The 8,992-nt window shown below is 68.3% G+C and carries 11 protein-coding genes; 7 read left to right on the top strand and 4 right to left on the bottom strand.

The genetic code is table 11. The annotated features are described in order from the left end of the window. The 3 genes from N5D30_RS25625 to N5D30_RS25635 form a co-directional block, all read right to left on the bottom strand. Nucleotides 1-744: enoyl-CoA hydratase-related protein (locus N5D30_RS25625; RefSeq protein ID WP_279911260.1), on the bottom strand; the 744-nt coding region annotated here is incomplete at its 3' end. Between the two features lie 111 nt (nt 745-855). Further along, nucleotides 856-1,797: an iron-sulfur-binding ferredoxin reductase gene (locus tag N5D30_RS25630; RefSeq protein ID WP_279911261.1), complete on the bottom strand. Its 942-nt coding sequence runs from the start codon at nt 1,795-1,797 to the stop codon at nt 856-858. Next, a complete protein-coding gene (locus N5D30_RS25635; protein WP_279911262.1) occupies nt 1,790-2,917 on the bottom strand; it encodes a GGDEF domain-containing protein in 1,128 nt (375 codons plus the stop codon). The genes N5D30_RS25630 and N5D30_RS25635 overlap by 8 nt, the downstream gene beginning before the upstream one ends. A 215-nt stretch (nt 2,918-3,132) precedes the next feature. Here N5D30_RS25635 and N5D30_RS25640 point away from each other — a divergent pair, with 215 nt between their 5' ends. The 6 genes from N5D30_RS25640 to N5D30_RS25665 all read left to right on the top strand — a co-directional run bounded on the left by N5D30_RS25640 (nt 3,133) and on the right by N5D30_RS25665 (nt 7,356). Beyond that, on the top strand, nt 3,133-4,656 hold the full coding sequence (locus N5D30_RS25640) for a fumarate hydratase (protein WP_279911263.1): 1,524 nt from the start codon (nt 3,133-3,135) through the stop codon (nt 4,654-4,656). A gap of 206 nt (nt 4,657-4,862) precedes the next feature. Beyond that, complete coding sequence (locus N5D30_RS25645; protein ID WP_279911264.1) at nt 4,863-5,426, top strand: antibiotic biosynthesis monooxygenase; 564 nt, start codon at nt 4,863-4,865, stop codon at nt 5,424-5,426. An 84-nt stretch (nt 5,427-5,510) separates the two neighbouring features. Further along, on the top strand, nt 5,511-6,221 hold the full coding sequence (folM, locus tag N5D30_RS25650) for a dihydromonapterin reductase (protein WP_279911265.1): 711 nt from the start codon (nt 5,511-5,513) through the stop codon (nt 6,219-6,221). 72 nt (nt 6,222-6,293) lie between these two features. Further along, nucleotides 6,294-6,665 (top strand): dihydroneopterin triphosphate 2'-epimerase, encoded by a 372-nt coding sequence (gene folX, locus N5D30_RS25655; protein WP_220812802.1) that lies wholly within the window; start codon nt 6,294-6,296, stop codon nt 6,663-6,665. A gap of 62 nt (nt 6,666-6,727) precedes the next feature. Further along, nucleotides 6,728-7,024 carry a DUF1244 domain-containing protein gene (locus N5D30_RS25660; RefSeq protein WP_279911266.1) on the top strand — a complete coding sequence of 99 codons (297 nt, stop codon included), beginning with the start codon at nt 6,728-6,730 and terminating at the stop codon, nt 7,022-7,024. Continuing rightward, a complete protein-coding gene (locus tag N5D30_RS25665) occupies nt 7,021-7,356 on the top strand; it encodes a HopJ type III effector protein (RefSeq protein ID WP_279911267.1) in 336 nt (111 codons plus the stop codon). The genes N5D30_RS25660 and N5D30_RS25665 overlap by 4 nt, the downstream gene beginning before the upstream one ends. A 246-nt stretch (nt 7,357-7,602) precedes the next feature. Here the strand turns inward: N5D30_RS25665 and N5D30_RS25670 are convergent, their stop codons facing one another. Next, entirely contained in the window at nt 7,603-8,427 is an 825-nt protein-coding gene (locus N5D30_RS25670) for an ATPase (RefSeq protein ID WP_279911268.1), read from the bottom strand. Between the two features lie 252 nt (nt 8,428-8,679). On the opposite strand from N5D30_RS25670, the gene N5D30_RS25675 reads away from it, so the two are divergent. Continuing rightward, nucleotides 8,680-8,992, top strand: a 313-nt coding sequence (locus N5D30_RS25675) for a hypothetical protein (protein ID WP_279911270.1), incomplete at its 3' end; no start/stop codon positions are given.

Here is an 8,992-nt window from a genome sequence, read left to right on the forward strand (position 1 = left end):
CCGCTCCATGAAGGCCGACAGCGCCTCGACCGCCTCCGGCGAACGCAGGCGCTGGGCGAACAGGGCGCCCTCCTCCTCGATCACCTTGCGCAGCTCCTCGCGCGCCGGCGCACGCATCAGACGCTTGCAGTCGAGCAGCGCCGAGGGCGCCAGTTCGAGGAAGCGCAGCGCCATCTCGCGCGCCCTGGCCAGCGTGCTGGGGCCATCCTCCAGCGCCGCGGTGGCGATGCCCCACTCGGCCGCCTGGGCACCGCTGAAGACTTCGCCCAGCAGCAGCACCTCGGAGGCCTTCGCCTGGCCGAGCAGGCGCGGCAGGATCAGGCTGGAGCCGTATTCCGGACACAGGCCGAGATTGACGAAGGGCGTGCGCAGCTTGGCGTCGCGCGCCACGTACACCAGGTCGCAGTGCAGCAGCAGCGTGGTGCCGATGCCTACGGCGGGACCGGCCACCGCGGCCACCACCGGCTTGGAGAAATCGAACAGCGCGCGCATGAAGCGGAACACCGGGCTGTCAGTGCCGCTGAGCGGCGACTGCAAGAAATCGGCCACGTCGTTGCCGCTGGTGAAACACTCCGGCCCGCCGGTGATCAGCACCGCGCGGACGCCACGATCCCCATCGGCCTCTTCCAATACCTCGGCCATCCGGCTGTACATGGCGAGGGTCAGCGCATTCATCTTGTCCGGGCGGGCCAGGCGCAGGGTCAGCAGCCCCCCTTCGCGTTCGACCTGTATGTGTTCGCTCATCGCAGCTCCATTGTCTTCTGGGTGTCGGCCGAGGCCATGCGCCCGCGGGAAAGGTATCCGCGCCTGCCTTGCGCTACACGGAAACCGTCTGGCATTCCGGCACGCGCCGGGCTAGGCGTGGGGAAGGAAGAGGTCGGCCAATACCTGGTTGCGCGGCACGCCGATCAGGAACAGACGGCGGGCGAAGGCTTCCACGCTGGCGGGCGAGCCGCAGAGTAAGGCGAGGGTCTGCCGCGAAACAAGCCGCAGTTCCGCCAAAACCGCAGCCTGCTCGGACTCGCCCACCAGCTGCACCTGAAGCTGCGGATGGGTGGCGGCCAGCGCCCGCAGCGGCTCGGCGAGGTAATGACCGACCTCGTCATTCGCCTGGTGAATGACCCGTATCGAGCCCTGGTGATGCTGGCGCAGCGCCTCGCGCAGCACGCCCCACAGGGGCGCCAGGCCGGTGCCGGTGGCCAGCAGCCAGAGTGGCCGCTCGCTCCAGTCCGGGTCGTAGCGCAACGCGCCACCACGCAGCTCGCCCAGGCGCAGCGGGTCGCCCGGCCGCAGATGGCGGGCGACGTCGCTGAAGGCGCCGCCCTGGCGGCAGTCCAGGTGGAACTCCAGCCAGGGATCGCCCGGCAGGCTGGCCAGCGAATAAGGGCGCGCCACACCCGTGTCAGTCCACAGCACCAGGTGCTGGCCGACCTCGTAGCGCAGCGGCCGCTCCGGCTGCACCCGCAGGCGCAACACTCGCGATCCGAGCCAGTCGAGCGACGCTATCCGCGCAGGCAGGCCGTCATGGGCGGGGTCGAACAGCCTGACCTCGACATCGCCCACCACCCGGCACTGGCAGGCCAGGCGCCAGCCCTGGTCGCGACGCTCCTCGCTCAAGGCCTCGGGCCGCTCGTCCAGCAGCTCGCCGCGCACGCAGCGCACCAGGCAAGCGTGGCAGCTGCCGGAGCGGCAGCTGTAGGGCACCCGCAGACCGACGCCGTTGAGCGCATCGAGCAGGTTGCTGCCGGCAGGCACCGGCCAGGCACGGCCGGCGGCATGCACCCTCGGTTCAGGCACCGGCGCCCTCCCAGGCCGCGTCGCAGCGGTTGCGCCCGCCGCGCTTGGCCCGGTACAGCGCCTGGTCGGCGCGCTGCAGCGCCTCGTCGAGATCGTCGCCCTCGCAGAGCAGGGTCATGCCCGCCGAGAGGCTGAGGTTGCTGACCTGCACGCCGACCGGCTCGGCGCTGGCGAAGGCCTCGCGCAGGCGCTCGCAGCAGCTGGTGAACTGGTCGGCGTCGGTGTTGGGCAACATCAGCACGAATTCCTCGCCGCCGTAGCGAGCCAGCACGTCGCCGTCGCGCAGGCAGGCCCGCGCCACTGCGGCGAAAGTCTGCAGCACGCGGTCGCCGGCGGCATGTCCGTACATGTCGTTGATGCGCTTGAAGTGGTCCAGATCGATCAGCGCCAGGCCGTGCTGACGACCGTGGCCGAGGTTGTCCAGCTCACGCAGGGCCAGGCGCAGGAAATGACGGCGGTTGAACAGGCCGGTCAGCTCGTCGGTGGCCACCAGGTCCTCGAGCTGGCGCATCATGCCGCGCAGGGTGTCCTGGTGCGCCTGCAGGGCGTAGCGCCGCTGGCGCATGCGCTGACGCATGGCCTGTACATAGCTGGCGAACAGGCTCTGCCAGACCAGGCCGATGAACAGCGCGGAGCATTGCAGCAACGCCTGGGCCGGCTCGGCGAGGCGCATCTGGTAGCCGTCCCACAGGTTGAGGCCGGCGAAGGCGAAGAAGGCGATGGCGGCGTTGCGCACGAACACCCGCGGGCGCAGCTGGAACACGCCGAACATCAGGATGACCATGTAGAACATCAGCAGGCTGCCGCGCGCGCTGTCGAGCTGCGCCAGCAGCGCGGTGTGCAGGGCGACGCCCACGAGAATCTGCGCTTCGGTCAGGCTGGGGTCGCCGAAACGCAGATTGCGGCCGCTGATGAACAGCAGGAAGAAGACCAGCTGGCTGACCACCGCCAGGCCGGTGCAGAACAGCGCGAATTGCAGGGTGCCGTTGTACAGGCCGGCCCAGACGGCGATCCAGAGCGTCAGAATCACCAGGGCGTAACTCGCTACCGCCATGCCGAAACGCTTCAGCAACAGGCTCTGCAGGCTTCGTCTCGTCGCCCCCGGACTACTCACGCTCATGGGCTCCATCCCGTACTGGCACCTTGCCCAACTCTACCTTCGTGATCACAAAATTGATAGCGCACCGGCCGCCACCTATCGACCATCGGCCACCGCTCGCGGACTGTGCCCACCCCTGCCGCCGCGCTATACTGCGGCGCCGTTTTTTCCGCAGTCGCGCCGGGTCGTGGTCCGGCGTTTCCTTATATAGATGTTCCCCGATAGAGGAGCGCACCATGACCGTGATCAAGCAGGATGACCTGATTCAGAGCGTCGCCGACGCCCTGCAGTTCATCTCCTACTACCACCCCGTCGACTTCATCCAGGCCATGCATGAGGCCTACCTGAAGGAAGAATCGCCCGCCGCGCGCGACTCCATGGCGCAGATCCTGATCAACTCGCGCATGTGCGCCACCGGCCACCGGCCAATCTGCCAGGACACCGGCATCGTCACCGTGTTCATCAAGGTCGGCATGGACGTGCGCTGGGACGGCGCCACCATGAGCGTCGACGACATGATCAACGAGGGCGTGCGCCGCGCCTACAACCTGCCGGAGAACGTCCTGCGCGCCTCGATCCTGGCCGACCCGGCAGGCGCCCGCAAGAACACCAAGGACAACACCCCGGCGGTGATCCACTACTCCATCGTCCCCGGCGACAAGGTCGAAGTGGACGTCGCGGCCAAGGGCGGCGGCTCCGAGAACAAGTCGAAGATGGCCATGCTCAACCCGTCCGACTCGATCGTCGACTGGGTGCTCAAGACCGTGCCGACCATGGGCGCCGGCTGGTGTCCGCCAGGCATGCTCGGCATCGGCATCGGCGGTACCGCCGAGAAGGCCGCGGTGATGGCCAAGGAAGTGCTGATGGAGCACATCGACATCCACGAACTGAAGGCCCGCGGCCCGCAGAACCGCATCGAGGAACTGCGCCTGGAGCTGTTCGACAAGGTCAACCAGCTGGGCATCGGCGCCCAGGGCCTGGGCGGCCTGACCACCGTGCTCGACGTCAAGATCATGGACTACCCGACCCACGCCGCCTCGCTGCCGGTGTGCATGATTCCCAACTGCGCCGCCACCCGCCACGCCCACTTCGTGCTCGACGGCTCCGGCCCGGCCGAGCTGGAAGCGCCGGACCTCTCCGCCTACCCGGAAATCGTCTGGGAAGCCGGCCCGAGCGCACGCCGCGTCAACCTCGACGAGATCACCCCGGAAGAAGTGCAGAGCTGGAAACCGGGCGAGACCGTGCTGCTCAACGGCAAGATGCTCACCGGCCGCGACGCCGCGCACAAGCGCATGGTCGACATGCTGAACAAGGGCGAGCCGCTGCCGGTGGACCTCAAGGGCCGCTTCATCTACTACGTCGGCCCGGTCGATCCGGTGGGCGACGAAGTGGTCGGTCCGGCCGGCCCGACCACCGCCACGCGGATGGATAAGTTCACCCGCCAGATCCTCGAAAGCACCGGCCTGCTGGGCATGATCGGCAAGTCCGAGCGCGGCCCGATCGCCATCGACGCGATCAAGGACAACAAGGCCGTGTACCTGATGGCCGTCGGCGGCGCCGCCTACCTGGTCGCCCAGGCGATCAAGCAGTCCAAGGTGCTGGCCTTCGCCGAACTGGGCATGGAAGCGATCTACGAGTTCGAAGTGAAGGACATGCCGGTGACCGTCGCGGTCGACACCAACGGCGAATCGGTGCATATCACCGGCCCGGCGATCTGGCAGAAGAAGATCGCCGAGAACCTGGCGGTGGAAGTGAAGTAAGCGCCCATGCGCTGCGAAAAAGCCCGGCCCAGCGCCGGGCTTTTTCTTTTGCCCGCCCCATTACCCGAATGCCCGTCCGCGTGCCTCTAGCCATCCCCCATAAATGGCAATAACATTGACCTAATTTCTATGGCCCGCCATCACCCCGGCGGGCCATACCGCGCAACGCCCTACCCGGGCCGCGCCTGTCGCTGTGGAGATACACGATGTCTACCGATCCGGTCACCATGCTGGTGGCACGCCGCGTTCCGCGCGAGTGCTTCCACGACTTCCGCGCCTGGCTACATGAAGGCCAACAACTCGCCGCCGACTTCCCCGGCTACCTGGGCTCCGGCGTCCTGGCCCCGCCGCCCGGGGACGACGAATTTCAGATCGTGTTCCGCTTCGCCGATGCCGCCACCCTCGCCGCCTGGGAGCATTCCGCCTCGCGCCGCACCTGGCTGCAGCGCGGCGCCGGCCTGTTCGCCCAGCCCCACGAGCACCGCATCAGCGGCCTGGACGCCTGGTTCGGCAACGCCGATCGCCGGCCGCCGCGCTGGAAGCAGAGCATCGCCATCTGGCTGGCCTTCTTCCCGGTGTCGCTGGCCTTCAACCTGCTGTTCGGCGGCTTCATGGCCGAGTGGCCGCTGATGCTGCGCGTGCTGCTCAGCACCCTGGTGCTGACGCCGCTGATGACCTACTGGTTCATCCCGCTCTCCACCCACCTGCTGGAGCCCTGGCTGCAGGGGCGTCGCGCCCGCGCCGCGGACGAGCCGCTGCAGGCCCGCTGAGACGCCTCCCCGCCAGCGCGCAGGGTTGTGGCGCGGCGGGGCCTGGAGTTTACTTGCCGATCCAGCCAGATCGACGAGCCCCGCATGAACACCTCCGCCGCTCCCATCCTGATCACCGGCGCCGGCCAGCGCATCGGCCTGCACTGCGCCCTGCGCCTGCTCGACGAGGGCCAGCCGGTGATCTTCAGCTACCGCAGCGAACGCGAGGGCGTGCGCCTGCTGCGCGAGCGCGGCGCCACCGCCCTGCGGGCCGACTTTTCCAGTGAGGCCGGCATCCTGGCCTTCATCGAACAGCTGAAGGGCCACACCGACCGCCTGCGCGCCATCGTCCACAACGCCTCGGACTGGGAGACCGAGACACCCGGCCACGAGGCCGAGGTGTTCCAGCGCATGGTCGGCGTGCACATGCTGGCGCCCTACCTGATCAACCTGCACTGCGAAGAACTGCTGCGCCGCAGCACGCCGGCGGACATCGTCCACTTGAGCGACGACGTGGCGCGCACCGGCAGCGCCAAGCGCCCCGCCTACTGCGCCAGCAAGGCCGGTCTGGACAGCCTGACCCTGTCCTTCGCCGCGCGCTTCGCCCCGGCCATCAAGGTCAACGGCATCGCCCCGGCGCTGATCCAGTTCAACGCGGGCGACGACGACGAGTACCGCGCCCGGCGCCTGGCCGAATCGGCCCTGGGTATCGAGCCCGGCGCCGAGGTGATCTACCAGAGCCTGCGCTACCTGCTGGACAACCCCTACGTCACCGGCACCACGCTGGCGGTCAACGGCGGTCGTCATCTGCGCTGACCGCGGGTATGCTGGGCGCCCCGGCGCACGACGCGCCGGCGATACCCACAACTGACCGGACGGAGCACTCAAATGCCGCGACTGGAACCTGGGATGGCGCGCATCCGGGTCAAGGACCTGCGCCTGCGCACCTACATCGGCATCAAGGAAGAGGAGATCAACAACAAGCAGGACGTGCTGATCAACCTCACCATCCTCTACCCCGCCGCCGAGGCGGTGCAGGGCAACGACATCGACCACGCCCTGAACTACCGCACCATCACCAAGGCGGTGATCCGCCACGTCGAGGAGAACCGCTTCGCCCTGCTCGAGCGCCTGACCCAGGAGATCCTCGACCTGGTCATGGCCAACCCGGCGGTGCGCTACGCCGAGGTGGAAGTGGACAAGCTGCACGCCCTGCGCTTCGCCGAGTCGGTGTCGATCACCCTGGCGGGCCATCGCTAGGGCGTTGCCGCTGCCGGAGCGGGCTTCTATCATCTGCCACCCAGACGACCGGGAGCCCGACCATGACCGAACAGCAACGCATCGAACTGGAGGCCGCCGCCTTCCGCAACCTGGTCCAGCACCTGCGCTCGCGCCCCGATGTGCAGAACATCGACCTGATGAACTTCTCCGGCTTCTGCCGCAACTGCCTGTCCAAGTGGTACAAGGCCGCCGCCGACGACCTCGGCGTCGAGCTGAGCCAGGACCAGGCGCGCGAGGCGATCTACGGCATGCCCTACGCCGAGTGGAAAGCCAAGCACCAGAAAGAAGCCAGCGCCGAGCAACTGGCGGCCTTCGACAAAGGACAGCAACAGCCATGAGCCTGCAAGACTTCCGCGCCCGCCTGCATGGCGAGCAATTCCAGTTCGCCGACACCCTGGCCTTCGTCGCCGAACACTACGACTACCAGCCCAGCGCCTTCCGCAACGGCGGCGTGGAGAACGCCGCCGGACAGAACGAGGGCTCGTGCAAGACCCTCGGCCTGGCCCAGCTGGAAGGCTTCAGCCTGGAGGAAACCCTGCGCGCCTTCGGCGAGCACTACCGCTCTGTGCTGGCCACGCCGGAAGGCAGCGACCACGCCAACATCCGCGCCCTGCAGCGGACCGGCCTGGGCGGCGTGCAGTTCGAGCGGCCGCCGCTCACGCGCAAGTGATGCGGGCCATGAAAAGGCGGTGTCCCCGTTAGATCTTGTAGTGCCCTGAGCGTTTCTGGATCCCCGCCTGCGTGGGGATGACGAGGTAGGGGGGAAACCATCATCCCCGCGAAGGCGGGGACCCAAGGACAGGCAGCCGCAGTGTTCAGACAGCGGGGCCTGCCCACGCAACACGTTACAAGGACATAGCCATGAAAAACGCCGCGATCCGGTAGCCGGATCGCGGCGTTTTCTTTTCCCGGCGGCTCAGGGACGGGCGTTGAGCTGCTGCTGCAGGTTCTGCACCTGGGCCTGCAGGCCGTTGATGTTGCGGGTGACCTGGGCGCGGAAGGCGTCGAACTCGGCGGTATTGTTCTGCGCCGCGCGGGTCTCCAGTTCGCTGCGCAGCACCAGCAGGTCCTGCTCCAAGGTGCGCACGGCCTGGCTCGGGTCGCCCTTCTTCTTCAGCGCCTCGATATCGGCGGCCTGGCTCTTGAGCTGCTCCTGCAGCTTGCCGACGCCGGCCAGCCCGGCCTGCTGTTCGCCGGACAGCTTCTCCAGCCGGCCGTCGAACTGGGCGACTGCGCCCTGCTGGGCCTTCAGGTCGGCGGCGACCTGCTCGATGCGCTTGTCCTGGCCGCTCACCTGGCCGGCCACGGTCTGCTGCTGCTTGCCCAGCTCGGCCAGCTTCGCCTCCAGCTGCTTGACCCGCAGCTTGAGCGCCTCGCTGCCGCTGGTGACGGTGGACTCGGCCGCCACCACCTTGCCGCTGATGTCCTGGATGCGCCCGGCGGCGTCTTCGCTGATGCGGGCGAAGGTCTCCTGGGTCACCACCAGCTGGGCCTGCATCTGGGCGATCTGTTGGTAGCTCCACCAGCTCAGGCCGCCGAGGGCGATGACCAGGGCGCCGATCAGCGCCCACAGCGGGCCGGTGCCGACGCCGCGGCGGCGCTCCACCTGGACGGTGCGCCCTGCGGCACGGGGTGCGGGCTCAGGGGCGGGGGTGTAACTGTTCTGATAGTCGTCACGGTCACGCGGGTCGGTGGTCAGGCTGGGAACGTGATCCAGCTCATCGTGGGCGTCGTTGCGCATAGGAACCTTCGGAAATACGGAAAGGCAGGGCGGATGGCGGCCAGTATACCGGGTCGCCGGCCGGGTCGCCGGTTCGCTTCAACGGGCGCCAGAGCGGTGCGCCATGCACCAGCTGCGTGCGACCGGCCGCCTATGGACCTGTGAACGCCCGCACAGTTCGGCGCCCGACCGCTCTGGCACGCCACTTGCCTGTGTACCCGCAGTATCCGCCGGGGTATCGGCGAGCCGAGCAACCGCTATGAGGGAGCCGCCATGGAACTGAACAAAGCCATTCTGGATTGCATGCGTTCGCTGCGCCGCCGCCTGCGCGAAGAGATGTCCCTGGACATCCACCTCAACCAGCCCGATGCCGTGGAGGCCATGCTGCTCGCCTGCCTGCGCTCCGACGACGCGGACACCCGCGCACTGGGCGTCCGCCTCGCCGAACTCAGCGACATGCCCCAGGCCGCCGCGCCGGCGCACCCGGTGCGCCAGTATCGCGGCCACGAACTGCCCGACGAGGCGGCGGCACCCCGGGTCGTCGACGAGGAACCGCGCAGCCATTCGGTGCGCATGTACCGCGGCC

The organism is Pseudomonas sp. GD03875, assembly GCF_029840585.1.
Lineage (GTDB): Bacteria > Pseudomonadota > Gammaproteobacteria > Pseudomonadales > Pseudomonadaceae > Aquipseudomonas > Aquipseudomonas paralcaligenes.

What these genes read in the sequence shown, in the direction of transcription:
- N5D30_RS25670 (WP_279911268.1), bottom strand. Translation starts at nt 8,427, where the DNA reads ATGCGCAACGACGCCCACGATGAGCTGGATCACGTTCCCAGCCTGACC.
- N5D30_RS25660 (WP_279911266.1), top strand. Translation starts at nt 6,728, where the DNA reads ATGACCGAACAGCAACGCATCGAACTGGAGGCCGCCGCCTTCCGCAAC.
- folX (WP_220812802.1), top strand. Translation starts at nt 6,294, where the DNA reads ATGCCGCGACTGGAACCTGGGATGGCGCGCATCCGGGTCAAGGACCTG.
- N5D30_RS25665 (WP_279911267.1), top strand. Translation starts at nt 7,021, where the DNA reads ATGAGCCTGCAAGACTTCCGCGCCCGCCTGCATGGCGAGCAATTCCAG.
- folM (WP_279911265.1), top strand. Translation starts at nt 5,511, where the DNA reads ATGAACACCTCCGCCGCTCCCATCCTGATCACCGGCGCCGGCCAGCGC.
- N5D30_RS25640 (WP_279911263.1), top strand. Translation starts at nt 3,133, where the DNA reads ATGACCGTGATCAAGCAGGATGACCTGATTCAGAGCGTCGCCGACGCC.
- N5D30_RS25635 (WP_279911262.1), bottom strand. Translation starts at nt 2,917, where the DNA reads ATGAGCGTGAGTAGTCCGGGGGCGACGAGACGAAGCCTGCAGAGCCTG.
- N5D30_RS25645 (WP_279911264.1), top strand. Translation starts at nt 4,863, where the DNA reads ATGTCTACCGATCCGGTCACCATGCTGGTGGCACGCCGCGTTCCGCGC.